Consider the following 25562-nt stretch of genomic DNA (forward strand, 5'->3'; position numbering starts at 1 on the left):
TGCCGAGGTACACGCATCGACTCTGGAGCCTGTGACCCCGTGTTCGACACACTTTCCGACCGGCTCACTTCGGTCCTGCAGAACCTGCGCGGAAAAGGCCGCCTGACCGACGCGGACGTGGACGCCACGGCCAGGGAGATCCGCATCGCCCTGCTCGAGGCCGACGTCGCGCTGCCGGTCGTCCGCGAGTTCATCAAGGGCGTGAAGGAGCGGGCCAAGGGCGCCGAGGTCTCGCAGGCGCTCAACCCGGCCCAGCAGGTCATCAAGATCGTCAACGAGGAACTGGTGAACATCCTCGGTGGCGAGACCCGGCGGCTGGACTACGCCAAGCACCCGCCCACGGTGATCATGCTCGCCGGTCTGCAGGGTTCGGGAAAGACGACGCTGGCGGGCAAGCTGGCCAAGTGGCTGTCCAAGCAGAACCACACCCCGCTGCTCGTGGCCTGCGACCTGCAGCGGCCGAACGCGGTCAACCAGCTCCAGGTGGTCGGTGAGCGCGCCGGCGTGCCGGTGCACGCGCCCGAACCGGGCAACGGTGTCGGCGACCCGGTCGCCGTGGCGCGGCAGGGCGTCGAGCAGGCCCGGCACAGCCACCACGACATCGTCATCGTCGACACGGCCGGCCGGCTCGGCGTCGACGAGGAGATGATGCAGCAGGCCTCGGACATCCGGGACGCGGTCGAGCCGAACGAGACGCTGTTCGTGCTCGACGCCATGGTCGGTCAGGACGCGGTGACCACCGCGGAGGCCTTCCGCGACGGTGTCGGGTTCACCGGCGTGGTGCTGACGAAGCTGGACGGCGACGCCCGCGGCGGTGCTGCGCTCTCGGTCCGCCAGGTCACCGGCGAGCCGATCCTGTTCGCCTCGAACGGCGAGAAGGTGGACGACTTCGACGTCTTCCACCCGGACCGGATGGCCAGCCGGATCCTCGGCATGGGCGACATGCTCACCCTCATCGAGCAGGCCGAGCAGGCCTTCGACCAGGACCAGGCGGAGCAGGCCGCGGAGAAGCTCGGCACCGGTGACCTCACCCTCGAGGACTTCCTCGAGCAGATGCAGGCGGTGCGGCGGATGGGGCCGCTGCAGAACCTGCTCGGCATGCTGCCCGGCGCCAACGGGATGAAGGACCAGCTGGAGAACTTCGACGAGAAGCACCTCGACCGGGTCCAGGCGATCATCCGCGGCATGACGCCCGATGAGCGGTCCAACCCCAAGATCATCAACGCTTCGCGGCGGCAGCGCATCGCGCGCGGTTCCGGCGTGCAGATCAGCGACATCAACGACCTGGTCAACCGGTTTTTCGAGGCGCGCAAGATGATGCAGCAGATGGCCGGCCAGTACGGCATCGGCGGCGGCAGCGCGACGAAGAGCAAGAAGGGGAAGAAGGGCAAGAAGGGGAAGAAGGGCAAGAACAAGGGCCCCACGCCGCCGAAGGGCGGACGCGGGATGCCCGGTGGCATGCCCGGCATGCCCGGAGGCCTCCCCGGCGGCATGCCGGGTGGCGGCAACCAGGACATGTCCAAGCTCGAGCAGGGCCTCAACGACCTGCCCGCCGGGTTCGACCCCTCCAAGCTCAACTTCGGAAAGAAGAAGTGACGGCGCTCCACCTCAGCGGTGCGGTGCTGCCCGGCGGTGAGCACCGCGACCTGTGGATCAGCGGCGGTGCGGTGCGCGCCGAACCGGTCCCGGAGGCGGAAACCGTCTTCCGCGGCGGCTACGTGCTGCCGGGGCTGGTCGACGCGCACTGCCACGTGGGCATCGGCCCGCAGGGGCCGGTGGACCTCGTCGAGGCCGCCGAGCAGGCCGAGACCGAGCGGGACGCAGGGGTGCTGCTGCTGCGCGACTGCGGTGCGCCGGGCGACACCCGCCCGCTCGACGCGCGGGAGGACCTGCCGCGGATCATCCGCGCCGGGCGGCACCTGTCCAAGCCGAAGCGCTACATCCCCTCGCTGGCCGAGGAGCTCGAGGACGAGGCGCAGCTGCCCGATCTCGTGGCCAAGCAGGCCCGCGCCGGGGACGGGTGGGTCAAGCTCGTCGGCGACTGGATCGACCGCTCCGCGGGCGACCTCGCTCCCGTGTTCTCGGACGAGGTGCTCGTCGACGCGATCGCCGCCGCCCACGGCGAAGGCGCCCGGGTGACCGCGCACGTCTTCGGCGAGGACGCGCTGCCCGGGCTGCTCGACGCCGGGATCGACTGCATCGAGCACGGCACCGGGCTCACCGACGGGACCATCGAGCGGATGGCGCGCAACGGCACCGCGCTCGTGCCGACGCTGATCAACGTGGCGAACTTCCCCGCCTTCGCCTCCGCGGCCACGAAGTACCCCGCCTACGCCGCGCACATGACGGCGCTGCACGAGCGCGCGGACACCACCGCGGCCAAGGCGATCGAGGCCGGCGTACCCGTCTACGCGGGCACCGACGCCGGTGGCAGCATCAGCCACGGCTCGCTCGTCGACGAGCTGCACGCGCTGCACCGCGTCGGCATGTCCCGCGAGCGGGCGATCGGCGCGGCCTGCTGGGCCGCGCGCGACTGGCTCGGCGCCGCCGCCGGCGTTCCCGGTGGCGCGGCCGACCTGCTGTGCTACGACACCGACCCGCGCGAGGACCTCGCCGTGCTGCGCCACCCGCGACGCATCATCCTGCGGGGGCGCGTGCTGCGTTGATGCGCGCCCCGCGCGGGTCGGATGTGATTCCGGCGGACGCCGCCGTGCCGGGCGCGCGTCCGCGGTGGGTCGAGCGAGGAGTAGTGCGAGTGGTGCGAGAGGGACAGCCCTCCGAGGAATCCGACGACGCGCGGGACCAGCAGGGGGCGACTCCGGACGCGGGCGGGCCCGCCGGTGCGCCTCCGCCCGGCCCGCAGGCCGGGAACACCGGTGTCCCCGGAGGTACCGGGGCCGCGGGGGATGCCGGCTCCGCCGGGGGCGGGGACGCCGGAAGCAGCGGGGGGTCGGGCATCTGGAACATGCCGGCGATGGGCGAGGCCGATGACGTGCGCGACCGCGACCTGCACCGCTGGTTCTGGCAAGCGCAGCTCGAAACCGCGCGGCGGGGTTCGCTGGCCTGGGGGTTCGCCGCCTTCTTCCTCGGCTACGGCGGCTACTACCTGGCCGGGATGATCATTTCGCTCGTCCAGCGGACCCAGCAGAGCGGTTTCGACCCCGCGCAGCCGCCGAACGCCGGACCGGTCCTGCTGCTGGCCTTCGCCCCGAACGTGCTGCTCGGGCTGCTGCCCGCGCTGTTCTCCTGGCGCCGCGGCCACGGGCTGCGCTCCGACTTCGGGATCGTGCCGAAGTGGCGGGACCTGAAGATCGGCCTGGCCTGCGGCGGTATCGCCCTGCTCGGCTCCTGGCTGCTGACGATCGTGCTGATCAGCCTGAGCGGGCCGCCGCCCGACACCGAGATCAGCCGGCTGATGGGCGGGGACCGCACGGTCTGGTTGTTCGTCTTCGCGCTGTTCGCGTTCATCGGCGCCCCGCTGACCGAGGAGCTGCTCATGCGCGGCGCCCTGTGGGGGGCGCTGGAGCACCACCGGATCCCCCGCTGGGCGATCCTCGTGCTCACCGCGCTCGTGTTCGCGCTGATCCACCAGGAGATGTGGCGCACGCCGGTGCTGTTCTTCGGCGGGCTGGCCATCGGGGCGGCACGCATGATCACCGGCCGCGTGGGAGCGAGCGTCGTCGCGCACGCGACGAACAACTTCCTCCCGGCGCTGCTCCTCTTCGCCACCGCGGGGTCGTGAACGGCACCGATCGGGTTCTCGCTCCGGTGCGGTGCTGATCGCTAGGCTGGCAGGCCTGCCGCCGCGCCGGAGGGAGGAGCGACACCGCGTGAGCGCGTCCCCGGAGGAACCCGCAGCCAGCGGCGACGTGCGTCCGGACAGGCCCGCGCAGTCGGGCGGGGCGGAACACTCGGGCGGAGCGGGGCGGCCGGGCGGTTCCGCACCGCCGGCGGGGAGCGAGCGCGCCGAGCGCGAGCACCGCTGGGGGCTGGGCGCGTTCTTCCTCGCGCAGGCGGTGTTCGTGCTCGTGTCGGTGGTGCTGGCCGCGCTGCTGGCCAGCCCGGACGAGCTGGAGCTCGTGCTCATGCTGGTGCTGCCCACGCTCGTGGCCGGCGGGGTGGCGGTGCTCATCACCGTCGTGCGCGGCAACGGACCGCGCGTCGACTTCGGACTGCGGTGGCGCCGCTCCGACATCGTGACGGGGCTGTCGATCGGCGGCGCGGGCCTGGTGACGACGACGATCGCCACCGGCCTGTGGACGCGGTTCGGCCCCTCCGGGGGGAACTCCGCGGTCACCGGGGTGCTCGACGAGCTGCAGCTGCCGCCCGCGCTGGCCGTGGTCATCTTCCTGTACATCTGGCTGGTGGCCCCGCTGTGCGAGGAGCTGATCTACCGCGGACTGCTCTGGGGCGCCATGGAACGGCTGCGGTGGAGCCGCCCGAACGTGCTGGTGCTGACCACGGCGATCTTCGCGATCGGGCACCTCGAACCGGAGCGCACCTGGCTGCTCGTGGTGATCGCGGTGCCCGTGGGCATCGCCCGCATGGTCACCGGCCGGCTGACCGCCAGCGTCGTCGCGCACCAGGTGAACAACTTCCTGCCCGCGCTGGGGCTGCTGCTGGTGTCGCTGGGGCTGCTGCCCGCGTGAGGGCCGTGGACAGGGGGATCCCGACGAGGGCAACCGGGTCCGTCTGGCACAATGGGCAGTTGTTCACCGCGAGCGGTTCCCTCTCACCGCCCGCGGTTGGTAGACCTACGAGCGTTCCATCCGTTCTCCCCACGCGGAGTGGCATGCTCGCCGACGCACGAACGTAGAGCTGAGGAGCACCACCAGCCGTGGCTGTGAAGATCAAGCTTGCGCGGATCGGCAAGATCCGCGAACCGCACTACCGCATCGTGGTCGCCGACGCCCGCACTCGGCGGGACGGCCGCCCGATCGAGACGATCGGCCAGTACCACCCGAAGGAGAGCCCGAGCCACATCGAGCTCGACTCCGAGCGGGCGCAGTACTGGCTGGGCGTCGGCGCGCAGCCGACCGAGCCGGTCCGCGGCATCATGCAGGTGACCGGTGACTGGCAGAAGTTCAAGGGCCTGCCGGGCGAGGAGGGCAAGCTCCAGGCCAAGGAGGCCAAGACCTCCAAGCAGGAGCGCTTCGAGGCCGCCCTGGCCGCCGCCTACGAGGAGCCGGGCGTCGAGGCCGTCACGCCGAAGAAGAAGGGCGGCAAGAAGGAGGACAAGGCCGAGTCGGCCGAGTCCTCCGAGTCCGCGGAGGACACCGAGGAAGGTCAGCAGTGACCACCACGGTCCTCGCGGACGCGCTGGAGCACTTGGTGCGGGGCATCGTCGACAACCCCGACGATGTCCGCGTCCAGTCCTCGACCAACCGGCGCGGCCGGACGCTCGAGGTGCACGTGCACCCCGATGACCTGGGCAAGGTCATCGGGCGGAGCGGTCGCACCGCGACCTCCCTGCGTACCGTGATCTCCGGCATCGGCGGTCGCGGTGTCCGGGTCGACGTGGTGGACACCGACCGGTGAGCTCCACCGGCGACACGGCCGGGCGTGATTCCCTCGAGCTCGCCGTCGGTCGGATCGTCAAACCGCACGGCATCCGCGGCGAGCTCGTGGTCGATCCGCTGACGGACAGCCCCGAGCTGCGCTTCGCCGCGGGCTGCGCGCTCGAGGCGCGGCGCCGCGGTGGCAGGACGGCGCACAACGTGACGGTGGCATCCGTCCGCCCCCACGGCGGGCGGATGCTCCTGTCTCTGCGGGAGGTCGCCTCCCGCGACGAGGCCGAGCAGTGGCGGGGCGTGCTGCTGGTCGCGCACGTCGACCCGGACGAGGCCGCCGAGGACCCGGAGGAGTTCCACGACCACCAGCTGGAAGGCCTGCGGGTGGACGACCGGGCCGGCCGGCGGCTCGGTGAGGTCCGCGAGGTCGTGCACACCCCCGCCGGCGAGCTCCTCGCGGTGCGCACGCCGGACGAGGCGGAGGTGCTCGTGCCCTTCGTCGCGGAGATCGTGCCGGAGCTCGACCTGGAGCGGGGGTACGTCGTGGTGGCACCTCCGGAGGGCCTGTTCGGCGCTGAGTGATCAGCCCGGCACGGCACCGGTCCGCGGCCCGAGCGGCTTTCGGCACGACCAGCGCGGCGCTGCGGCGCCGCCCCGGCAGGCGGGACCCGACCATGCGCATCGACATCCTCACGATCTTCCCGGACTACCTGACGCCCCTGCGCGAAGCGCTGCTCGGCAAGGCCATCGACGCGGGACGCATGCGGGTGGACGTGCACGACCTGCGCGGCTGGACCCACGACGTGCACCGCTCCGTCGACGACAGCCCGTACGGCGGTGGGCCGGGGATGGTGATGAAGCCCCAGGTCTGGGGCGAGGCGCTCGACGAGGTCTGCGCCCCGGACGAGCGGGGCGCGGTGCCGCGCCTGGTCGTGCCCACTCCTGCGGGGCGGCCGTTCACGCAGGAGACGGCGGCGCGCTGGGCGCAGGAGCCGTGGCTGGTCTTCGCCTGCGGGCGCTACGAGGGGATCGACGAGCGCGTCGTGGAGGACGCTGCCGCGCGCATGCCGGTCGAGGAGGTCTCCCTCGGCGACTACGTGCTCGTCGGTGGCGAGGTCGGCGCGCTGGTGATGGTCGAGGCCGTGGCCCGGCTGCTGCCGGGGGTGCTGGGCAACCCCCGTTCGGCGGCGGAGGACTCGTTCTCCGACGGGTTGCTGGAGGGGCCCAGTTACACGCGCCCCGAGGTGTGGCGGGGGCGGGCCGTCCCCGACGTGCTGCGTTCGGGCAACCACGCCGCGATCGCGCGCTGGCGCCGGGACAGGGCCTTGGAGCGGACCTACCACCGGCGGCCGGACCTGCTGGAGCGGTTCTCCGCGCAGGACCTCGATGCGGCCGACCGGGCGCAGCTCGCTAGACTGGCCGAACCCGAGCGGTCCGGATCGACCGAGCCGCCCGCCGGGCAGCGGTGGGGCGGCCACCCGCAGTCCCCGGAGCAGGGGCAGTAGCGGACGGTCCCCCGGCTGCGCCGCGCCGGAAGTCCACCCCGGGGTAGGGTGGTAATCCGCGCGTGGCACACTGGAAGGGTTGCTGCCGCCGGGAACTGTTCCCGGCGTGCTGAGCACAAGTTCACCCCGTGTCAGACGGTTGCCCACCGTGCGGTTGGGTCACATGCGAGAACACGGGTGCCATCGACACGGATGAGGACGGACGACCGATGAATACCTTGGACGCATTGGACGCCAAGTCGCTGCGTTCCGATATCCCGGATTTCCGGCCCGGCGATACGCTGAAGGTCCACGTCCGCGTCATCGAGGGTTCGCGCGAACGGACTCAGGTTTTCCAGGGCGCTGTGATCCGTCGTCAAGGCGACGGCATTCGGGAGACCTTCACCGTGCGCAAGGTGTCCTTCGGTATCGGCGTGGAGCGGACGTTCCCGGTGCACACCCCGAACATCGCCAAGATCGAGGTCGTGACCCGCGGCGATGTGCGGCGCGCGAAGCTGTACTACCTGCGCGACCGGCGCGGCAAGGCGGCGAAGATCAAGGAGAAGCAGTTCGCGAAGTCCTGACCGCCGACCGGCTCCGCTGCGGCCGAACGACCCGGGTGTGCGCGCACCCGGGTCGTGGTGTGTCGGGCGGCTTCGTGCCCGGAGGGACGCCTCCCGGCGGGCGGCGCAGTGGTCCGGGTGGTTGGTCCGCGGCCAGCGGGGCTGAGCTGGGGCGGGCTCGTCCCGCGCTCCGCGCTGTGACCCCCGTCTCCGCGGTGCGGCTCGGCTGGCGACCACTTTCGAGTGATCACAATGCGAACGGTTTGCGCTTTTCGCCCGAAACGATGTTCCGGAATGGGCGAATGCGCACGTCAGCCGGGGTGTGCGTGCTCGGCGGCGCAGGGCGCCGGCGCGGGGGAGTTCGTCCGCGGCCCCGTCCGGTCCAGTAGCCTGGGCCGGTGGCCGATGTGATGCGCTCCGGTGGGCCGACCGGCCCCGAGGAACCCTCCGAGTCCGACGAGCGGGGGTCGCAGCAGGACGACCCCGCGCGCGAGCGCTCGGACCGGAAGAAGAGGAAGAACGCGAAGAAGGGCTCGTTCTGGCGCGAGCTGCCGATCCTCATCGGTACTGCCCTGGTGCTGACGGTGCTCATCCAGGTGTTCCTGGCGCGGGTCTACCTGATCCCGTCGCAGTCCATGGAGGAGACGCTGCACGGCTGCCCCGGGTGCAACAACGACCGGGTGCTCGTGGACAAGGTCACCTACCGGTTCAGCGACCCGCAGCCGGGTGACGTGGTCGTCTTCCGCGGCCCGCAACCCTGGGTGCAGGGCGAGCTCAGCAGTTCTGAACCGACGAACCCGGTGGTCAGCGCCGTCCGCTACATCGGATCGCTGATCGGCTTCGGCTCACCCAGCGAGAAGGACTTCGTCAAGCGCGTCATCGCCACCGGCGGGCAGACCGTCGAGTGCTGCGACCCGCAGAACCGGGTGATGGTCGACGGCGAGCCCCTGGAGGAGCCCTACATCCACTGGGAGGGCGAACCGCACCAGCGGTCGTTCGGCCCGGTGACGGTTCCACCCGGACACCTCTGGATGATGGGGGACAACCGCAACAACTCGGCCGACTCCCGGCTGCAGGGCGGCGGCGGTGCGAACGGCGCCGTGCCGGTGGACAACGTCATCGGCAAGGCGCAGGTCATCGTGCTGCCACCGACGCGCTGGCAGGGCATCCCCGAGCCGAACCCGCAGGAGCGGGCTCAGGCCATGGACGCCCCGGCGTGGCAGGGGGGCGCTCCGCTGGCCGCGGGGGCCGCTGCGGCGTTCCCCACCGTGTGGGCGGGTCGTAGGCTCGGTGGTGTGGTGACGCGCGGAGTGAAGCGGGAGCGGGAGCGGCACTGACGTTGGCGAGGCTGGCTTCGACGGCAGGACGCAAGCCGGGAGCGTGGCCACCGCGCGCGGTGATCCGCCGGGACAGCGGGACGTGGGCGCTGCAGAGCGCGCTGGACCGCACCGGCCTCGGCCCCGTCGCGGGCGTCGACGAGGCCGGTCGAGGGGCGTGCGCGGGGCCGCTCGTCGTGGCCGCGTGCGCGCTGCGGTCCGGTGACGCGCGGCAGTTCGACGGCCTGACCGATTCGAAGGCGCTCAGCCCCGCGGAGCGGGAGCGGCTGCACGACCGCATCACCAAGCGGGCGCAGAGCTGGTCGACCGTGGTCGTGCCGGCCGAGGAGGTCGACGCGCACGGCATCCACACGTGCAACCTCGAGGGGATGCGCCGCGCGGTGGCACGGCTCTCCGTCGACCCCGGCTACGTGCTCACGGACGGTTTTCGCGTGCAGGGGCTTCCCTCGCCGAGCGTGGCCGTGGTCAAGGGGGACCTCGTGGCCGCGTGCGTGGCCGCGGCCTCGGTGCTGGCGAAGGTGGAGCGCGACCGGATCATGGCGGAGCTGGACCGGGAACATCCCGGGTACGGCTTCACCGAGCACAAGGGCTACTCCACAGCGGCGCACACCGCACGGCTCAACGAGCTCGGTCCGTGCCTCCAGCACCGGTGGTCGTACGCGAACGTGGTGAGCGCGGCGCGGGAGAACGGTGTCCGCTGCCCGCGCCAGTTGCTGGGAAAACCCGGTTTGCTCGATGCTGCCACGGGTAGCGTGGGGAATAATGGCAAGTCGTCCGATCGGTAACGGAGAAGGGCTCGCAGAGCGATGAGCGCCGAGGATCTCGAGAAGTACGAAACCGAGATGGAGCTGCAGCTCTACAAGGAGTACCGCGACATCGTCGGGCAGTTCACCTACGTCGTCGAGACCGAGCGGCGCTTCTACCTCGCGAACGCGGTGGATGTGCAGGTGCGCAACTCCGATTCGGAGGTGTACTTCGAGGTCGCCATGTCGGACGCGTGGGTGTGGGACATGTACCGGCCCGCTCGTTTCGTCAAGAACGTCCGCGTGATCACGTTCAAGGACGTCAACGTCGAGGAGCTGGACAAGCCCGACCTGCGGCTGCCCGAGGGCGGTCCGTTCGGCGGGTGACGCCCGCCCCTCGGAACCAGCGCCGCCCCTCGGGGCAGCGCCGACCTCCGGGTCCGGTGGCCCGGGCGGTCGAGCGCTCGGACGGGTTCGGTGCTCGCACGACCGCGCCGCGGTGAGGCCTCGTCAGGCACTGCCGCGGCGCGGTCGCGCATCGGCCGCCGCAGCGGGGAACCTCCGCTGCGGCCATGCGGGTGCGGGCGCCTGATCGGTGCGGGCGGATCGGTTCCCCCGGCCTGATCGCGCCCGGGCGGGTCCGATCGGCCCGGGCGCTCTCCGCACGTGAGTGCGGTCCCGCGGGAAAGCCCCCGCTCGCGTGCACTCCCCTCGCGTGGTCGTGGGAGAACGAGGCCCCGACATTCTTCGGCGTGTCGGCGGATGTCATCGGATCGTGGTTGCCGAACGAGTGAGGAAACCCGAGAAAAGGTTGAGCTGTCCCCAAGGGGGCGAGTTGTCCACAGATTTCTCGGACGTCGTGGTGCGGCACTTTTCCTCCCGGCACAGTGGGATCACGACGATCACCGATCCGGGAGGAAAGCACCGTGGTCAGCGCTATCACAGGAAACCTGTCCGATGATGACACGCGCGGTCGGCGCCACGAACTCGGCGCGGAAGGAGAACGCGTCGCCGCCCAGGCGCTGGAGCGGCACGGCCTGACGGTCCTCGAGAGGAACTGGCACTGCCGCCACGGCGAACTGGACATCATCGCCAGCACCGGTGATGCCGTGGTCTTCTGCGAGGTGCGCACGCGCTCCTGCACCGACTACGGAACACCTGAGGAGAGCGTCCGCGCGGACAAGATCCGCCGCGTGCGCGAGTTGGCCCGGCACTGGCTGCACGAGCGCGGGCTCACCGGATGCCGCGTGCGGTTCGACGTGCTCGCCGTGCTGTGGCCCCCGGGGCGGGCCCCGCACGTGAAGCATTTCCAGGGGGTGTTCTGAATGCTGCGGAAGACCTGGTCCGTGGCCCTGTTCGGAATCGACGGCGTGCTCGTGGAAATCGAGGCCGACGTCCGATCGGGCGGGCTTCCCTCGGTGCAATTGCTGGGCCTTCCGGATTCCGCGCTGCAGGAATCGAAGAATCGGGTTCGGGCCGCGGTGCACAACTGCGGGGAGAAGTGGCCGGACAGTTGTGTGACGCTCGCGCTGTCCCCGGCGGCATTGCCGAAGACCGGGACCTCGTACGACTTGGCGCTGGCCTGCGCGGTCCTGGCCGCCGCCGAGCGCGTGCCCGCGCACCGGCTGCCGGGAACCCTGCTGTTCGGCGAGCTCGCCCTGGACGGGCGGCTGCGGTCCGTACCCGGGCTGCTGCCCGCTCTGCTGGCGGCGCGGCGGGAGGGGATGCGGCGCGCCGTCGTGCCCGTCTCCGGTCTGGCCGAAGCCCGCCTCGTCGACGACCTGGAAGTTCTCGGTGCGGAGAGCCTCGACGAAGTCCTGGCGTGGTTGCGCGAGCTCGATGAGCTGCGGTGCGAGCCCGCGGACCCCGAATCCGGCGCGGAACAGCCCGTTCCGGAGCTCTCCGACGTCGTGGGGCAGCCGGAGGCCCGGTGGGCGCTCGAGGTCGCCGCGGCCGGCGGCCACCACCTGCTCATGGTCGGCCCGCCAGGTACCGGAAAGACCATGCTGGCGCGCCGCCTGTGCGGGCTGCTGCCCGAGCTGACCTGGCAGGAAGCCCTCGAAGTGACCGCGGTGAGCTCCGCGGCGGGTGATCTGATGGATGGTTTCGACGGGGCCGAGCGAGCCGTCAGCCGCACGCCGCCGTTCACCGCGCCGCACTCCTCGCTGACCGTGCCGGCGCTGATCGGCGGCGGTACCGGGTGGGCCCGTCCGGGAGCGGTCAGCCGCGCCCACCGCGGGGTGCTGATGCTCGACGAAGCCTGCGAGCTCGGGACGAAACGGCTGGAAGCCCTGCGCACAGCGATGGAGGAAGGGGAGGTTCGGCTCGCGCGCGGTGACGGGACCGTCCGCTACCCGGCCCGGTTCCAGCTCGTGCTCGCCACGAACCCGTGCCCGTGCGCACCCGTCCGCGACGTGGACTGCCAGTGCCCGCCGCAGGCGCGGCGCCGCTACCTCGGCAAGCTGTCCGGACCGCTGCTGGACCGGGTGGACCTGCGGGTGTCGATGCGCCCCGTCACCGCGATGGCGCGCACGGCCGACGCCGATCCCGAGTCCACCGAGGTCGTGCGGGAGCGCGTGGCGCGGGCGCGCGGTGCTGCGCGGGAGCGCTGGGCCGCGCACGGGTGGCGCTCCAACACGGAGGTGCCGGGTCCGGCGCTGCGGCGGGAGTTCGCACTGCCCGCGGAGGTGACCGCTCCGCTGGACCGCGGGTTGGAGACGGGCGCGCTGACCGCGCGGGGTGCGGACAGGTGCCTGCGGGTGGCCTGGACGCTGGCGGATCTCGAGGGCTGCGAGCGCCCCGAGGCCGACCACGTCTCCGCCGCCCTCGATTTCAGGGAGCGGAAGGGGCCGTGATGGTCGGGCGATGCGGAGCCGGGCAGCGGGCGCCGTTCGGCAGGGATGCATGTCTGCGCTGGGTACATGATGCGTGGCACTGCCCCGGCGGGAGAGGAGGAGGACGATGAGCACGCGGGACGAACGGATGCGCCGGGCCCGGGCGTACCTGGCCGCTGCGGCCGAACCGCCTGCGGCCGCGTTGGCCGCGTTCGTGGCCGAGTGCGGTCCGGTGCGGGCGGTGGAACTGATCGAGCGGGGGCGCGAGCCGGAGGAGGTCGGTGCGGACCTCACCGCTCGGCACGTGTCGGCCGACGAGGTCCTCGCGGCGACCGAGCAGGCGGGAGCCCGGCTGGTCGTGCCGGAAGACCCCGAGTGGCCGGAGGGACCGTTCGCCGTGCTGGCCCGTGCCCGTGCGGTGGGCGTGGCCAGTGAGACCGAACCGCTCGCGCTGTGGGCCCGCGGGCAGGGCACGGTGGGTGCGCTGCTGGAGCGCGCGGTGGCGGTGGTCGGTGCACGCGCGGCGTCCGGTTACGGCGAGCACGTCGCCGCCGAGATCGCGCACGGCGCGGCGCGTGCCGGGTGGACCGTGGTCTCCGGTGCCGCCTACGGCATCGACGGCGCGGCGCACCGGGGAGCGCTGAGCGCCGACCGGCGTACCGTGGCGTTCCTGGCCTGCGGCATCGACCGGGACTACCCGGCCGGGCACGGCCGATTGCTGCGGGTGATCGCCGGGCAGGGCGTCGTGCTCAGCGAGTACCCACCGGGCACGGAACCGCGCAGGCACCGGTTCCTCGTGCGCAACCGGCTCATCGCGGCGGCCGGGCAGGCCGCGGTCGTCGTCGAGGCCGGGGCCCGCAGCGGTGCAGTGAACACGGCGAACCACGCGGACGCGCTGGGCCATCCCGTCATGGCCGTGCCGGGCCCGGTGACCGCGAAGAACTCGGTCGGCTGCCACGACCTGCTGCGCAGCGGCAGGGCAGCACTGGCCACCGGGGCGGGAGACCTGTTGGAGATGCTGGAGCCGCTGGGGTCGGTGGCCGAGCCGGCCGCGGGACCAGCGGAGGAGCCAGCGGAGCAGCGGGCGGGGCCGAACCGGAACCTGCTGCCCGCGCAGGCGCGGGACGTGCTCGACGCGCTCGAGTCCGGGACGGCCGGTGCGGACGAGGTCGCGCGGCGCTCGGCCGTGCCGTTGCGCACCGTGCGGGCGCTGCTGCCGGAGCTGGAACTCGCCGGGTTCACCCACCGCTCCGATCGGGGGTGGTCTCTGGCGGATTCCGCAGCCGAGCACGGTGACACGGACGCGGCGCGGTGACACGGGTGGGGCTGGAAAGGCGCGGACACGGCACGTGGGATGCGGACGAGGCAGGATGATGCGGACGCGGCGCGGTGATACGGACGCGCCGAGTCGTGGTGCTTGACGCGCTCCCGATCGGTCGCGAGCGTCGAGACCATGGTCCGCAAGCCTGCCCGAGCCGCGCGCCCGAACCTCCGTGCCGCCCGTGCGGAGCTGCCGGAGGCTCTGGGCGGGGCCGTGGATCGGTTCGAACGGCATCTGGCCGCGGAACGCGGCCTGTCCGGGCACACCGTGCGGGCCTACCTCGGCGATGTCGTGTCGCTGTTGTCCTACCTGTGCGAACGGCGCGGTTCCGCGGCGCAGCTGGGGGAACTGGACCTCGACGTGCTGCGCGGGTGGTTGGCCCTGCAGCACGAGGAAACCGCCGCGCGCTCGAGCGTGACGCGGCGGGCGGCCTCCGCGCGGAGCTTCACCGCGTGGGCCCACCGGACCGGGATGCTCTCCGCGGACCCCGGTCCGCGGCTGTCGGCACCGCGGGAGCGGCGCACGCTGCCGGCCGTCTCCCGCGCGGACCAGGCCGGCGAGGTCATGCGCACGGCTGCGCTGGGGGCCGAGCAGGGGGAACCGGCCGCGGTGCGCGATCACGCCCTGCTGGAGCTGTTGTACGCCACCGGCGTGCGGGTCTCGGAGCTGTGCGGTCTCGACGTGGACGACGTCGACAGCGAGCGCAGTGTGGCGCGCGTGCGGGGCAAGGGCGGCAGTGAGCGGTACGTCCCGTTCGGTCGGCCCGCTGCGCACGCGGTGGACCGCTGGCTCACCGCGGGTCGCCCGGCCCTCGCGCGGGCGGAGTCCGGGGCTGCGCTGTTCCTCGGCGTGCGCGGTGGCCGGATCGATGCCCGCGTGGCGCGGCGTGTCGTCCGCGCCGCGTTCGACGCGGTCCCCGGGGCTCCTGAGCTGGGTCCGCACGGTGTGCGGCACTCGACGGCGACCCACGTGCTGGAGGGCGGAGCGGACCTCCGTAGCGTTCAGGAGTTGCTTGGTCACGCTACGCTCGCTACGACCCAGCTTTACACGCATGTGACCGTCGAACGGCTGAAGGCGATTCATGAGCGAACCCACCCCCGTTCCTGACAGTGCCGGGGGCGGCGCCGATCCGGGGCCCGCGCGGCCTGGCTCGGCGCGTGCGGCCTCCCGCGGCGCGGACGGCCACTCGAACCGGCAGCGCGTCGTCTCCCCGCGCGGCGGCGACGGGGTGCAGGCGGACGCGATGGATGCCGGCTCCGGCGGCAGCAGATCGGGCAGGCGCGCAACGACCGCGGGGCGCGCGGGGGCCGGCGCCCGCTCCGCTGCCGTGCGCACCGGGGAGGGCGCTGAGAGCTCGGCTGCCGCGTGGTTCGACACCGCCTCCGGGGGTGCCGGGGCCGGAGGGCTCGACCGCGAGTGCTCGACGGGACCGGTCGGTGGCACCGACACTGGCGGGGTGGACACCGGCGCCTTCGGGGTGGAGACCCTGGACCAGGACGGTGCGGAGCACGTGGATCCGCACGACGACGTGGAAGCCGGGATCGTGGCCCTGTGGCGCGCCTTCGGCGAGCAGCGCGACCAGCGGCTGCGGGATCGACTCGTGCTGCACTACGCACCGCTGGTGAAGTACGTGGCCGGTCGTGTCGGCACCGGCCTGCCGGCGCACGTGGAAGTATCCGACCTGGTGCAGTCGGGCATCTTCGGGCTGGTCGACGCGATCGAGAAGTTCGAGCCGGAGCGCGGGCTGAAGTTCGAGACCTACGCCATGCAGCGCATCCGCGGGGCGATCCTGGACGACCTGCGCGCGCTGGACTGGGTGCCGCGCTCGGTGCGCAGCCGTTCCCGCGACGTGGAGCGCGCGTTGGAACGCCTGGAAGCGCGTCTGCAGCGCACGGCCACGGACGCGGAGCTGGCCGAGGAAGTCGGGCTCGACGTCGCCGAGCTGCGCGAGCTGTTCGCGCAGTTGCAGATGACCAGCGTCGTGGCCCTGGACGACCTCATCGGCGGCGGTGGGGCCAGCCAGGTGTCCCTGGCGGAGACGCTGCGCGACGACCGCGCGGAGGACCCGGTCAACGCCCTGGTCAACCGGGACAGCAGGCGGCAGCTGGCCGAGGCCGTCAAGCGGCTGAGCGAACGCGACCGGGTCGTGGTGACGCTGTACTACTTCGAGAACCTCACGCTGGCGGAGATCGGCAAGGTCCTCGGTGTGACCGAGTCGCGGGTGTGCCAGCTGCACACCCGCGCGGTGCTGCGCCTGCGCGGCAAGCTGGCCGAGCAGAACTGACGTGCCCGCGCCGGGCGGCGCCGCCCGGAGCGGGCACGTGCCGTTCGTTCAGTCCCGGCCCGCGTCCCAGGGCAGCAGCCTGATCTCGACGCGGTGCACCAGCCGCACCGGATCGATGTAGGTGTCCCCGCGGCGCGCACCCCAGTGCAGGCACGCCCGCTCGCCCTCCGGGCGGGGGTCGCCTGCTGCCGCGGCGGGCGGGCAGCCGGGGTGTCCCGGCGCCAGCCTGCCGATCCGGTCGCCGCGAGCGACGGCATCGCCCGCGGCGACCTCCGGCACGACGGGTTGGTACGTGGTGCGCAGCCCGCCGGGGTGCTCGAGGGAGACGACCCCGTGCTCGGCGACGGGGCCGGCGAAGGAGACGCGCCCGTCGGCTGCGGCCAGGACGGGCTGGCTCGCCGTTCCGGCGAGGTCGAGGCCCCGGTGTCCGGGACCGTACTCGGTGGCCGGCGGGTCGAACGGGCGCACCGGCCGGGGCGGCCGCAGCGGCCAGCCGAAGGTGGTGCCGCGCCGCTCGGTCGAGGTCCGGTGGGGCGCCGCCGGGGACGCTGCCGGGGGCGCTGCGCTCGCCGCGGCGGTTCCGGCACCGGCCGGCTGGAAGCCGGCCGGTGGGGCCGCCGTCAGCGGCAGCAGGGTGCTGAGCAGCAGGCCCAGCGCGCCGAGCGCGCCGCGGATCCGCTGCGGTGCGTGCGACCTGGTGTGTGGCATCCCCTCAGCGTGCGCGCGGGAACGCGGCGGCGGTACTGACCGGCGCGCGGGTTGTGGACAGCCGGCGCCGTTGTGGACAACTCGGGTCCGCGATCGGGTCTCCGCCACTTGTCCAGTACACTCGGGGCGCGGTCGCCTGTGTCCGGTGTCCGCGGTACCGAGTCCCGAACAGCGGAGTCCCCACGGCGAGTCCCGGCGGTGCCGGGGCACCGGCGCGGGGTTCCCAGGGGTCCCCAGCGGCTGAACTGCCAGCGGCTGAGCCATCAGGGGCTGCGCTGCCAGCGGTGGCGCGGCCAGTGGTCGCGATCCCCGCGTCCGGGCCCGGTGCCGCCGCCGCGATGCGAGGCGAACCGACTTCGCGTGCTCCGCGCGGTCCTGAGCCGACCGCGGTGCCGAGTGCCGCGTTCCGCCCGAGGGCCGGATCTCCCCGGCCCGCCCGCGGAGCGAGCCCTCGTGCCGCGGGAGCGCAGAGGGCTGTCGGATCCCCGCTGGTCCCGTGCCTCGCACGGGTGGGGCACCGAGGAGCACCAGGGCGGTGACCAGGCTTCACCGCGGCAACCGGAAATCCGCGCGCTCCGGCGCGCCAGACCGACGAGGTGCGAATCAGGCTATGGCCGTCGTCACCATGAAGCAGCTGCTCGACAGCGGCGTGCATTTCGGACACCAGACCCGGCGCTGGAACCCGAAGATGAAGCGCTACATCTTCACCGAGCGCAACGGGATCTACATCATCGACCTGCGGCAGACGCTGTCGTACATCGACACCGCGTACGACTTCGTCAAGCAGACGGTCGCGCACGGCGGGTCGATCCTGTTCATCGGCACGAAGAAGCAGGCGCAGGAAGCGATCGCCGAGCAGGCCCAGCGGGTCGGGATGCCGTTCGTGAACCAGCGTTGGCTGGGCGGCATGCTGACGAACTTCCAGACCGTGCACCGCCGGCTCCAGCGGCTCAAGGAGCTGGAGACCATGGAGCAGACCGGCGGTTTCGAGGGTCGCACCAAGAAGGAAATCCTGATGCTGACCCGCGAGAAGGAGAAGCTCGAGCGCACGCTCGGCGGTATCCGGGACATGGCCAAGGTCCCGAGCGCGGTGTGGATCGTCGACACCAAGAAGGAGCACATCGCCGTCAGCGAGGCCCGCAAGCTGGGCATCCCGACGGTGGCCATCCTCGACACCAACTGCGACCCGGACGAGGTCGACTACCCGATCCCGGGCAACGACGACGCGATCCGCTCCGCCGCGATGCTGACCCGCGTGGTGGCCGACGGCGTGGCCGACGGCCTCATGGCGCGGAGCAGCCGGGAGAACGGTGCGGCCGCGGAGAGCTCCGCCGAGAGCGGCGAGCCGCTGGCCGAGTGGGAGAAGGAACTGCTGGAGAGCGGCCAGGCGGAGGGCGCCTCCGCCGAGGCGTCGGCCGAGCAGGCCGGCGAGCAGCAGGCTGCGCAGTCCTGACACACGTCGAGTGTCGTCGCGCCCGCGCAGCGCGGGCGCGACGACGCACATGTCCGGGCGTGCACGACAGCGCCCGTGACCTTTTCCTACGCGTACACATTCCGGAAGAGGACGGACACACGCACGATGGCGAACTACAGCGCAGCCGACGTCAAGCGCCTTCGGGACATGACCGGCTCCGGCATGATGGACTGCAAGAAGGCGCTGGAGGAGAACGACGGCGACTTCGACAAGGCCGTTGAGCACCTGCGCATCAAGGGTGCCAAGGACGTGGGCAAGCGCGCCGAGCGCTCCACGGCCGAGGGGCTCGTGGCGGCCGACGGCGGTGTGATCATCGAGCTGAACTGCGAGACCGACTTCGTCGCGAAGAACGACGAGTTCGTCGCCCTCGCCGACCGCATCGTCACCGCCGTCAAGGAGGCCGGTGCCACCGACCTCGAGTCGGCGAAGGCGCTGCAGGTGGACGGCAAGATCGTGGACCAGGCCGTGCAGGACCTGGCCGCGAAGATCGGTGAGAAGCTCGAGCTGCGGCGCGTGGAGAACCTGGACGGCCAGGTGGCCACCTACCTGCACCGCCGCGCTTCCGGCCTGCCCCCGGCCGTGGGCGTGCTGGTGCAGTACACCGGTTCGGACGAGGAGGCCGCGCGCGGTGCGGCCATGCAGGTTGCGGCGCTCAAGCCGAAGTTCCTCAACCGCGACGAGGTGCCCGCGGACACGGTGGAGAACGAGCGGCGGATCGCCGAGGAGACCGCCAAGTCCGAGGGCAAGCCGGAGCAGGCCCTGCCGAAGATCGTCGAGGGCCGGCTGAACGGCTTCTACAAGGACCAGGTGCTGCTGGACCAGCCGGCGGTGCAGGACAACAAGAAGTCCGTCAAGGACCTGCTGGACGAGGCCGGCGTCACCGCCACCCGCTTCGTCCGCTTCGAGGTCGGCCAGGACTGAGCGGCGCTCGAGCCGGCGGTGGTCGGCTCGGCCCGGTCCTGCGGACTCGTGGCTTCCCGCTGCGGATCGGGTGGCGGGAAACCCGTGTTGACGTGGTGCGATCGGCGCCCCGCCTTGTGCCAAGGCGGGGCGCTTTCGCGGGTCGCCCGGGTGCCGTCGGCGGCGGTACCGGGCACGATCGACCAGGCCGGCCTGCTCGTCGGCGAGTGGCCGCCGTCAGCTGATCACCGCAAGGAGGATTCCAAGTGAGCGACGAGGAACCGGCCCACCGCGGCTACGGCCGGGTTCTGCTGAAGCTGGGTGGCGAGATGTTCGGCGGCGGTGACGTGGGGATCGACCCCGACGTCGTCGGCGCGGTCGCCCGCCAGATCGCCGAGGTCGTCGGGGACGGGGTCGAGGTGGCCATCGTCATCGGCGGGGGGAACTTCTTCCGCGGTGCGGAACTGCAGCAGCGGGGCATGGAGCGCGCCCGCGGCGACTACATGGCCATGCTGGGCACGGTGATGAACTGCCTGTCGCTGCAGGACTTCCTCGAACGGGAGCACGCGATCGACACGCGCGTGATGACGGCCATCGAGATGGGGCAGGTGGCCGAGCCGTACATCCCGCGCCGGGCCATGCGGCACATGGAGAAGGGGCGCGTGGTCATCTTCGGTGCGGGTACGGGGATGCCGTACTTCTCCACCGACACCACCGCTGCGCAGCGGGCGCTGGAGATCGGCTGCGAGGTGGTGCTCATGGCCAAGGGCGTCGACGGGGTGTACTCGGCCGATCCGCGCACCACGCCGGATGCCGCGTTGTTCGAGACCATCACCCACCGGGAGGTCATCGAGCAGGGCCTGAAGGTGGCCGACTCTACGGCGTTCAGCCTCTGCATGGACAACCACCTGCCGATCCTGGTGTTCAACCTCCTGCAGGAAGGCAATATCGCCCGGGCGGTGGGTGGTGAGAAAATCGGGACGTTGGTGCGGACCCCGGCGGCACCGTCTGCCTAGGTCAGCTGCGATCCTGATTGGGCAGAATCGATACCTGCGGTCGCTCGGTGCAGCGGGCGGCAGCTGTCATGTCCACCGGTGGCCAGACTCGAAGGAGCAGCCGTGATCGACGAAGCTCTTCTCGGCGGCGAGGAGAAGATGCAAAAGGCGGTGACGGTGGCCAAGGACGACTTGGCGACCGTCCGCACCGGCCGTGCCAATCCCGCGATGTTCTCGGGGATCGTGGTCGACTACTACGGTTCCCCGACGCCGCTGAACCAGTTGGCCAGCATCAGCGTGCCGGAGGCGCAGCTGGTGGTGATCAAGCCGTACGACCAGAGCCAGCTCAAGGCGATGGAGACGGCGATCCGGGACTCGGACCTCGGCGTGAACCCGTCCAACGACGGCAAGCTCATCCGCATCGCGATCCCGCAGATGACCGAGGAGCGGCGCAAGGAGATGGTCAAGCTCGCCCGGCACAAGGGCGAGGAGGCGCGCATCAGCGTGCGGAGCATCCGCCGCAAGGTCAAGGACGAGATCGACAAGGCGGTCAAGGACAGCCAGGTCAGCGAGGACGACGGTGCCCGCGGGGAGAAGGAGCTGGAGAACCTCACCCAGCGCTACGTCGGCAAGATCGACGACCTGGTCAAGCACAAGGAATCCGAACTTCTCGAGGTCTGAGCGGTGACGACCGGCCAACGCGAGGGTGAGTCCGGAATGTCCAGTTCACCGCTGGGCTCGTCTTCGCATTCGGAACGGGCCGGTCGTGATCTTCCCGCGGCGATCGCCGTCGGCGTCCTGCTGGGCGCGGGCATCGTCGCCGCGCTGCTGACCGTGCCCGTCCTGTTCGTGGTGATCGTGGCAGTGGCCGTCGCGATCTCCACGGCGGAGTTCGCGGGCGCGCTGCGCCGCGGTGCCGACGTGCGGGTGAGCCGGCTGCCCGTCCTGCTCGGCGGCCAGGCGATGCTCTGGTCCGCCTGGTTCCTCGGCCTGCGCGGCCTGCTGCTGTGCTTCGCGATCACCGTCCTGGTGTGCTTGGCGTGGCGGTTCCGGGCCGGGGCGGAGAACTACCTGCGCGATGCGTCCGCCTCCGTGCTGACCGCCGCCTACCTGCCGCTGTTCGCCTCGTTCGCCGCACTGCTGGTGCGGCCGGAGGACGGCGCGTTCCGGGCGCTGTGCTTCATGATCGGCGTGGTGGCTTCGGACACCGGCGGCTACGCGGCCGGCGCGTGGTTGGGCCAGCACCCGATGGCCCCGCGGGTGAGCCCGAAGAAGTCCTGGGAGGGCTTCGCCGGCTCACTGGCGACCGGACTGCTGGCCGGGGCGCTGTCGGTCACCTTCCTGCTCGGGGGCCAGTGGTGGGAAGGCATGCTCTTCGGCGCCGCGCTGGTGCTCAGCGCCACGGTCGGCGACCTGATGGAATCGCTGATGAAGCGCGATCTCGGAATCAAGGACATGGGCACCCTGCTGCCGGGGCACGGGGGGCTCATGGACCGGATGGATTCGCTGCTGCCCTCGGCCGCCGTGGCCTGGATGATGCTGTACTGGCTCGTGGCGTAACGACTGGTGCTCGCCGGTGCCGGGCTCAGCGGTGGCCGGGCGAGCGGGGGGAGTGGAGCGTGTTCACGCGCGAGCGGCCGGCGGGTCGCGACGATCAGGTCCGGCCGAGCCCGAACATCTGGAACTGGCCCGAGGTGTACGAGGCCGAGAACCGGGCGCAGGACAGCACCGGGGCGATCTGGCGGACCCTGAGCACCCGCGTCGACTGGGTGGGCGGCGACGTGGTGGACCTCGGCTGCGGCGACGGGTTCCACCTGCCGCTGTTCGCCGCGACCGCGCGCAGCGTCATCGGCGTGGAGCCGCACGCGGGGCTGGTCGAGCGCGCCCGCCGCCGCGTCGCCGGCGTGCCCGGGGTCGACGTGCGCGCAGGGGCGGCGCACGAGCTGCCGCTGGCGAGCGCGAGCGCGGACGTGGTGCACGCGCGCACCGCCTACTTCTTCGGCCCGGGCTGCGAGCCGGGGCTGGCCGAGGTGGAGCGGGTGCTGCGCCCCGGCGGTGCGCTCGCGATCGTCGACCTCGACGCGACGTGCCCGCCGTACGGCACGTGGATGCGGGCCGACCTGCCGGACTACGACCCGGACGCGGTGGAGCGGTTCTTCACCCGGCAGGGGTTCGACAGCGTCTCGGTCGACACGCTGTGGCGCTTCACCGACCGCCGCAGCTTGCAGAGCGTCCTCGGCATCGAGTTCTCCCCGCGGGTGGCGCAGCGCGCGTGCCGGGAGACGCCGGGGCTGACGATCCCGGTCGGCTACCGGGCGCGGTTCCGGCGCAAACCCGCCGGTCTGCGCGCTCCCTGAGCGCACCGGCCGGTCACTCGCCGGTGCGGGTGGCCGTGTCGATGAGGAAGAACGGGGCGCCGACCACGTCGCGCACCAGCGCGATGCGTCCGTAGGGCGAGTCGGAGGGCGGGCGCAGTTCCGCACCGCCGAGCTCGCGCACCCGCGCAACGGCCGCGTCCGCGTCCTGGGCGGGGTTCACCTGGAAGTAGAGGTGCCACTGGCCCGGGTTGAACTCGGGCACCGCGGCGGTGGTGACGAACCGGCCCAGCGTGGGCAGGTCGTCGAGGTGCCAGACCGCGTAGTCGATGTCGGAGCTCATGTCGCCGATCGGTTCCTGCCGGTAGCCGAACAGCGCGGTGTAGAACGAATCGACCCGGGAGCTGTCCCAGGTGTGCAGCTCGGCCCAGCTGAGCATGCCGTCGTTGTCGTGGCCGAGGTCGCCGTCCGGGGGCGCTTGCCAGAGCCCGAGCATCGCGCCGGCCGGGTCGCGGGCGACGGCGAAGACCTCGTCGCCCGGTGTCCCGGTGGGCCCGATGACGATCCGGCCGCCGAGCTCCTGCACGCGGTCGGCGGTGCGAGCCGTGTCCCCGCACTCCACGAACAGCGTCCAGTGCGCGGGCACCGGCGGGTCCGAGGGCGCGGGAACCCGGACGCCGGCGACGGGTGCGCGGTGCTGGAACGCGATGTTGTACGCCGGCCGCTCGAGCCAGCTCCAGCCGAACAGCCCGGTGTAGAAGTCGCGGGTGGCGGCGGCCTCCTGCGTGGGCAGTTCCACCCATCCCGGGGCGCCGACGGGGCGGGCCATGCGCACCTCCGTACCGGCTTCGCGGGCGCCGGTCGGACGGTCCGACGACCGGCGCGGGACCACCCCGGGGGTGTCCGCAGCGGCGGCGCGGGAAACGCGGCGCCGGTCCGGGACCGCGCGTCCGGTGCGCCCCGGTGCCCGGCGCCGGCGTGCGCGCTCCGCGCGAGTCCGCCATCGCCGCGGTCTTGAACACCGCGCAGCTTCGTGATCGACTGCCAGGTTCGGGGGAGTGAATGAGGTGAGGGCATGGCTCAGCGCGCAGCACAGCCGGTCACCGCGGGACTGCACCGGCTCGCCGAGCTCGACCGCCGCGAGCGGGCCCGCATCGTGCGCCACCTGTGCGCGCACTACCCCGCGTTCCGCTCCCTGCTGCGCAAGGTCACGATCGCGCGCGGCGTCGTGTTCGCCTCGAGCGTGGTGGTGCTGCTGGGTGTGCTGCTGCTCGCCGACGGTGTGGCGCAGTGGGCCGTCACCGCCCTGGTGCTGACCGGGCTCGCCGGTTTCGCCGCGGCCACCGTGGTGCTCACCAACAACCGGTTCGACCTGCTGCTGGCGGTGCTCGGCGCGCACCGCACGGACGAGCTGCACCAGCACCTGCTCGCCGAGCAGATCTACGGTGCCGATCCCGCGACCGCCGAGACCGGGCGGAACGACGAGATCGGGCTGAACGGGGCCGGGCGGAACGACGAGGCCGCCTGAGCGGGCGGCGGGCGGGTGAACGCGTGGCACCTCACCGGTGCACGTCGATGAGCAGCGCTGCGGCGATCTCGGTGCCGAGGAAGAGCGTCTCGTCCGCGTCGTCGTCCCCGACGCGCACCACCAGCGGGCCGCCGAACGGTTGGCGCTCCACGAGTTCGATGCGCGTGCCCAGCGTCAGGCCGTTGTCCGTCAGGTACCGCAGCAGTTCCGGGTCGGTGTCCCACACGCGCGCCACCGTGCCCACGGTTCCGGGCTCGACCTGGTCGAGCAGCTGGGTGGGCGGGGTGTGCACCGTGCCGTCGGAGGCGGGGATCGGATCGCCGTGCGGGTCGTGCGTGGGGTGGCCCAGCTTCGCCGCGAGGTGTTCGACGAGGTTGTCCGACACGGCGTGCTCGAGGGTGTCGGCCTCGTCGTGGACCTCGTCCCAGGTGTAGCCGAGCTCCTCGACGAGGAACGTCTCGATGAGCCGGTGGCGCCGGAGCACGTCGTGGGCGAGCTTGCGGCCCTGCTCGGTGAGTTCGATGCTGCGGTACCGCACGTGGGTGACGAGCCCGAGCTGGGCGAGCTTGTTGAGCATCCCGGAGATCGACGAGGGGCTCAGCCCCAGCCGTTGCGCCACGGTGGTGTTCGTGATCGCGGCGCCGCGCTCACCGAGCCCGTGGATGGTGCGGAGGTAGTCCTCCACGGACGGCGAGGGGCGTGCGGTAGTGCTCATGTCTTCACGATACGGGCGGTGCGGTGGGAACCGCCGAACGGTCGTGGCGGGTCCGGCGGCGCAGCAGCCGCGGCACGAGCCCGTGCCGCGGGGCGCCGAGGTAGACCGCGGTGAACAGCGCGGCCTGGCACAGCACGATCATGCCGCCGGTCGAGGCGTCCACGTGGAAGCTCAGGTACACGCCGAGCACGGAGCTGAACACCGACACCCCGGCCGCGGTGGCGAGCATGGCCGGGAACCGGCGGTGGAGCAGGAACGCGGTCGCGCCCGGCGTGATGAGCATCGCGGTGACGAGGATGACGCCGACCGCTTGCAGCGCGACCACGACGGTCAGCGCCAGCATCGCCAGCAGCAGCGCGCCGGTGCGCCGCGGGTTCAGCCCGATCGCGTGCGCGTGGGTGGGGTCGAACGCGTACAGCGTGAGGTCGCGCCGCTTGACCAGGGCGGCGGTGAGCACGCCCGCGGCGATGAGCGCGACCTGGAGGATGTCGGCGTCGGTGACGCCGAGGACGTTGCCGAACAGGATGTGGTCCAGGTCCACCTGGCTCGGCGTGCGCGAGAGCAGCACCACGCCGAAGGCGAACAGCGCGGTGAACACCACACCGATGGCGGTGTCCCCGTGCAGGCGGGTCGTGCCGCGCACCCCGGCGATGAGCGCGACCGCGAGCATCCCGAACAGGAACGCGCCCACCGAGAACGGCAGGCCGAACAGGTGGGCCAGCACCACGCCGGGCAGCACCGCGTGCGAGACGGCGTCGCCGAGCAGCGACCAGCCGATGAGCGTGATCCAGCAGGACAGCACCGCGCACACGAGTCCGGCCAGCAGGCTGACCAGCAGCGCGCGGCGCATG

At 72.2% G+C, this 25562-nt stretch carries 28 protein-coding genes; 24 read left to right on the top strand and 4 right to left on the bottom strand.

Features of this window, described 5'->3' with window-relative positions:
* The first annotated feature begins 39 nt into the window (after positions 1-39).
* The 17 genes from ffh (at position 40) to whiG (ending at position 16076) form a co-directional block, all read left to right on the top strand.
* Positions 40-1596, top strand: coding sequence for a signal recognition particle protein (gene ffh, locus ACYVJE_RS17250; RefSeq protein ID WP_459156903.1), 1557 nt, complete (start codon positions 40-42; stop codon positions 1594-1596).
* Positions 1593-2666 (top strand): amidohydrolase family protein, encoded by a 1074-nt coding sequence (locus tag ACYVJE_RS17255; RefSeq protein ID WP_459156902.1) that lies wholly within the window; start codon positions 1593-1595, stop codon positions 2664-2666. The genes ffh and ACYVJE_RS17255 overlap by 4 nt, the downstream gene beginning before the upstream one ends.
* Positions 2667-2755: 89 nt before the next feature.
* Entirely contained in the window at positions 2756-3742 is a 987-nt protein-coding gene (locus ACYVJE_RS17260) for a lysostaphin resistance A-like protein (protein WP_461145274.1), read from the top strand.
* Positions 3743-3830: 88 nt separating this feature from the next.
* Positions 3831-4649, top strand: coding sequence for a lysostaphin resistance A-like protein (locus ACYVJE_RS17265; RefSeq protein WP_461145275.1), 819 nt, complete (start codon positions 3831-3833; stop codon positions 4647-4649).
* A gap of 188 nt (positions 4650-4837) precedes the next feature.
* On the top strand, positions 4838-5296 hold the full coding sequence (gene rpsP, locus ACYVJE_RS17270; RefSeq protein ID WP_459156899.1) for a 30S ribosomal protein S16: 459 nt from the start codon (positions 4838-4840) through the stop codon (positions 5294-5296).
* On the top strand, positions 5293-5538 hold the full coding sequence (locus ACYVJE_RS17275) for an RNA-binding protein (protein ID WP_461145276.1): 246 nt from the start codon (positions 5293-5295) through the stop codon (positions 5536-5538). The genes rpsP and ACYVJE_RS17275 overlap by 4 nt, the downstream gene beginning before the upstream one ends.
* Complete coding sequence (gene rimM / locus ACYVJE_RS17280) at positions 5535-6092, top strand: ribosome maturation factor RimM (RefSeq protein WP_461145277.1); 558 nt, start codon at positions 5535-5537, stop codon at positions 6090-6092. Before ACYVJE_RS17275 ends, rimM begins: the two co-directional genes overlap by 4 nt.
* 92 nt (positions 6093-6184) lie before the next feature.
* Positions 6185-7015, top strand: coding sequence for a tRNA (guanosine(37)-N1)-methyltransferase TrmD (gene trmD / locus ACYVJE_RS17285; protein ID WP_461145278.1), 831 nt, complete (start codon positions 6185-6187; stop codon positions 7013-7015).
* 209 nt (positions 7016-7224) lie between these two features.
* Positions 7225-7578: a 50S ribosomal protein L19 gene (rplS, locus tag ACYVJE_RS17290; RefSeq protein ID WP_459156895.1), complete on the top strand. Its 354-nt coding sequence runs from the start codon at positions 7225-7227 to the stop codon at positions 7576-7578.
* Positions 7579-7955: 377 nt separating this feature from the next.
* Entirely contained in the window at positions 7956-8894 is a 939-nt protein-coding gene (gene lepB, locus ACYVJE_RS17295; protein ID WP_461145279.1) for a signal peptidase I, read from the top strand.
* 59 nt (positions 8895-8953) lie between these two features.
* Complete coding sequence (locus ACYVJE_RS17300; RefSeq protein ID WP_461145366.1) at positions 8954-9679, top strand: ribonuclease HII; 726 nt, start codon at positions 8954-8956, stop codon at positions 9677-9679.
* A gap of 21 nt (positions 9680-9700) precedes the next feature.
* A complete protein-coding gene (locus ACYVJE_RS17305) occupies positions 9701-10024 on the top strand; it encodes a DUF2469 domain-containing protein (RefSeq protein WP_459156893.1) in 324 nt (107 codons plus the stop codon).
* 539 nt (positions 10025-10563) lie between these two features.
* Positions 10564-10962, top strand: coding sequence for a YraN family protein (locus tag ACYVJE_RS17310; protein WP_459156892.1), 399 nt, complete (start codon positions 10564-10566; stop codon positions 10960-10962).
* The gene (locus ACYVJE_RS17315) at positions 10963-12492 is read left to right on the top strand and encodes a YifB family Mg chelatase-like AAA ATPase (RefSeq protein WP_461145280.1); all 1530 of its coding nucleotides are present in this window, start codon (positions 10963-10965) and stop codon (positions 12490-12492) included.
* 106 nt (positions 12493-12598) lie between these two features.
* Positions 12599-13786: a DNA-processing protein DprA gene (dprA, locus tag ACYVJE_RS17320; RefSeq protein ID WP_459156890.1), complete on the top strand. Its 1188-nt coding sequence runs from the start codon at positions 12599-12601 to the stop codon at positions 13784-13786.
* 138 nt (positions 13787-13924) lie between these two features.
* Positions 13925-14899 (top strand): tyrosine recombinase XerC, encoded by a 975-nt coding sequence (locus tag ACYVJE_RS17325; protein WP_461145281.1) that lies wholly within the window; start codon positions 13925-13927, stop codon positions 14897-14899.
* Positions 14874-16076 (top strand): RNA polymerase sigma factor WhiG, encoded by a 1203-nt coding sequence (whiG, locus tag ACYVJE_RS17330; protein ID WP_459156888.1) that lies wholly within the window; start codon positions 14874-14876, stop codon positions 16074-16076. The genes ACYVJE_RS17325 and whiG overlap by 26 nt, the downstream gene beginning before the upstream one ends.
* A gap of 48 nt (positions 16077-16124) precedes the next feature.
* Here the strand turns inward: whiG and ACYVJE_RS17335 are convergent, their stop codons facing one another.
* Positions 16125-16784 carry a M23 family metallopeptidase gene (locus ACYVJE_RS17335; protein WP_461145282.1) on the bottom strand — a complete coding sequence of 220 codons (660 nt, stop codon included), beginning with the start codon at positions 16782-16784 and terminating at the stop codon, positions 16125-16127.
* 610 nt (positions 16785-17394) lie between these two features.
* Between ACYVJE_RS17335 and rpsB the strand changes: the two genes are divergently transcribed.
* The 6 genes from rpsB to ACYVJE_RS17365 all read left to right on the top strand — a co-directional run bounded on the left by rpsB (position 17395) and on the right by ACYVJE_RS17365 (position 22510).
* A complete protein-coding gene (rpsB, locus tag ACYVJE_RS17340; RefSeq protein WP_459156886.1) occupies positions 17395-18237 on the top strand; it encodes a 30S ribosomal protein S2 in 843 nt (280 codons plus the stop codon).
* 126 nt (positions 18238-18363) lie between these two features.
* Positions 18364-19179: a translation elongation factor Ts gene (gene tsf / locus ACYVJE_RS17345; protein WP_461145283.1), complete on the top strand. Its 816-nt coding sequence runs from the start codon at positions 18364-18366 to the stop codon at positions 19177-19179.
* A 245-nt stretch (positions 19180-19424) separates the two neighbouring features.
* On the top strand, positions 19425-20174 hold the full coding sequence (gene pyrH, locus ACYVJE_RS17350) for a UMP kinase (protein ID WP_459156884.1): 750 nt from the start codon (positions 19425-19427) through the stop codon (positions 20172-20174).
* 102 nt (positions 20175-20276) lie between these two features.
* Positions 20277-20834: a ribosome recycling factor gene (gene frr / locus ACYVJE_RS17355; protein ID WP_459156883.1), complete on the top strand. Its 558-nt coding sequence runs from the start codon at positions 20277-20279 to the stop codon at positions 20832-20834.
* A gap of 36 nt (positions 20835-20870) precedes the next feature.
* Positions 20871-21713, top strand: coding sequence for a phosphatidate cytidylyltransferase (locus ACYVJE_RS17360; RefSeq protein ID WP_459156882.1), 843 nt, complete (start codon positions 20871-20873; stop codon positions 21711-21713).
* A gap of 59 nt (positions 21714-21772) precedes the next feature.
* Positions 21773-22510, top strand: a complete 738-nt coding sequence (locus ACYVJE_RS17365) for a class I SAM-dependent methyltransferase (RefSeq protein WP_461145284.1) — start codon at positions 21773-21775, stop codon at positions 22508-22510.
* Between the two features lie 13 nt (positions 22511-22523).
* Here ACYVJE_RS17365 and ACYVJE_RS17370 read toward each other — a convergent pair whose 3' ends face one another.
* On the bottom strand, positions 22524-23297 hold the full coding sequence (locus ACYVJE_RS17370; protein ID WP_461145285.1) for a VOC family protein: 774 nt from the start codon (positions 23295-23297) through the stop codon (positions 22524-22526).
* Positions 23298-23543: 246 nt separating this feature from the next.
* Here ACYVJE_RS17370 and ACYVJE_RS17375 point away from each other — a divergent pair, with 246 nt between their 5' ends.
* The gene (locus ACYVJE_RS17375) at positions 23544-23996 is read left to right on the top strand and encodes a hypothetical protein (protein WP_461145286.1); all 453 of its coding nucleotides are present in this window, start codon (positions 23544-23546) and stop codon (positions 23994-23996) included.
* A gap of 31 nt (positions 23997-24027) precedes the next feature.
* Here ACYVJE_RS17375 and ACYVJE_RS17380 read toward each other — a convergent pair whose 3' ends face one another.
* Both ACYVJE_RS17380 and ACYVJE_RS17385 read right to left on the bottom strand, forming a co-directional pair.
* Positions 24028-24711, bottom strand: coding sequence for a metal-dependent transcriptional regulator (locus tag ACYVJE_RS17380; RefSeq protein WP_459156878.1), 684 nt, complete (start codon positions 24709-24711; stop codon positions 24028-24030).
* A gap of 4 nt (positions 24712-24715) precedes the next feature.
* On the bottom strand, positions 24716-25561 hold the full coding sequence (locus ACYVJE_RS17385) for a metal ABC transporter permease (protein ID WP_461145367.1): 846 nt from the start codon (positions 25559-25561) through the stop codon (positions 24716-24718).
* Position 25562: the final 1 nt, after the last annotated feature.

Source organism: Salinifilum aidingensis (assembly GCF_054782015.1).

Excerpts from the sequence above, each read along its gene's own strand:
- trmD (WP_461145278.1), top strand. The coding sequence starts at position 6,185 with ATGCGCATCGACATCCTCACGATCTTCCCGGACTACCTGACGCCCCTG.
- ACYVJE_RS17360 (WP_459156882.1), top strand. The coding sequence starts at position 20,871 with ATGTCCAGTTCACCGCTGGGCTCGTCTTCGCATTCGGAACGGGCCGGT.
- ACYVJE_RS17335 (WP_461145282.1), bottom strand. The coding sequence starts at position 16,784 with ATGCCACACACCAGGTCGCACGCACCGCAGCGGATCCGCGGCGCGCTC.
- ACYVJE_RS17380 (WP_459156878.1), bottom strand. The coding sequence starts at position 24,711 with ATGAGCACTACCGCACGCCCCTCGCCGTCCGTGGAGGACTACCTCCGC.
- ACYVJE_RS17385 (WP_461145367.1), bottom strand. The coding sequence starts at position 25,561 with ATGCGCCGCGCGCTGCTGGTCAGCCTGCTGGCCGGACTCGTGTGCGCG.
- ACYVJE_RS17370 (WP_461145285.1), bottom strand. The coding sequence starts at position 23,297 with ATGGCCCGCCCCGTCGGCGCCCCGGGATGGGTGGAACTGCCCACGCAG.
- ACYVJE_RS17375 (WP_461145286.1), top strand. The coding sequence starts at position 23,544 with ATGGCTCAGCGCGCAGCACAGCCGGTCACCGCGGGACTGCACCGGCTC.
- dprA (WP_459156890.1), top strand. The coding sequence starts at position 12,599 with ATGAGCACGCGGGACGAACGGATGCGCCGGGCCCGGGCGTACCTGGCC.
- ACYVJE_RS17315 (WP_461145280.1), top strand. The coding sequence starts at position 10,963 with ATGCTGCGGAAGACCTGGTCCGTGGCCCTGTTCGGAATCGACGGCGTG.
- whiG (WP_459156888.1), top strand. The coding sequence starts at position 14,874 with ATGAGCGAACCCACCCCCGTTCCTGACAGTGCCGGGGGCGGCGCCGAT.
- ACYVJE_RS17305 (WP_459156893.1), top strand. The coding sequence starts at position 9,701 with ATGAGCGCCGAGGATCTCGAGAAGTACGAAACCGAGATGGAGCTGCAG.
- rpsB (WP_459156886.1), top strand. The coding sequence starts at position 17,395 with ATGGCCGTCGTCACCATGAAGCAGCTGCTCGACAGCGGCGTGCATTTC.
- rplS (WP_459156895.1), top strand. The coding sequence starts at position 7,225 with ATGAATACCTTGGACGCATTGGACGCCAAGTCGCTGCGTTCCGATATC.
- ACYVJE_RS17325 (WP_461145281.1), top strand. The coding sequence starts at position 13,925 with ATGGTCCGCAAGCCTGCCCGAGCCGCGCGCCCGAACCTCCGTGCCGCC.
- tsf (WP_461145283.1), top strand. The coding sequence starts at position 18,364 with ATGGCGAACTACAGCGCAGCCGACGTCAAGCGCCTTCGGGACATGACC.